Source organism: Vogesella mureinivorans (assembly GCF_007644035.1).
In the GTDB taxonomy this organism is placed as follows: Bacteria; Pseudomonadota; Gammaproteobacteria; order Burkholderiales; family Chromobacteriaceae; genus Vogesella; species Vogesella mureinivorans.
Window position 1 is genome coordinate 1 of sequence record NZ_VMTV02000070.1, and the last position, 305, is coordinate 305.

1 protein-coding gene is annotated in these 305 nt (G+C 68.9%); it reads left to right on the top strand.

Features of this window, described 5'->3' with window-relative positions; translation table 11 throughout:
- Positions 1-305: PP2C family protein-serine/threonine phosphatase (locus tag FLQ44_RS01980; protein WP_206208615.1), on the top strand; the 305-nt coding region annotated here is incomplete at both ends.

Consider the following 305-nt stretch of genomic DNA (forward strand, 5'->3'; position numbering starts at 1 on the left):
TGAGTCACGTCGGGCTGCGTCGCGAACACAACGAAGACACCTTCTATGGCGACAGCGAGCTGGGCCTGTGGCTGGTGGCAGACGGTATGGGCGGCCACGAGTTCGGCGAGGTCGCCAGCGCCATGGCGCGCGATGCGATCGTGCGTGAGGTGCGTTCCGGCGCCAATCTCAGCACCGCCATCCAGCGCGCGGACGAGGAACTGATCGACCACAGCCGCCAGCGCAGCGACGCCCTGCCGATGGGCACCACCGTCGCCGCCGTGCGCGTGCAGCGGGATCGCTTCGAAGTGGCCTGGGTCGGTGAC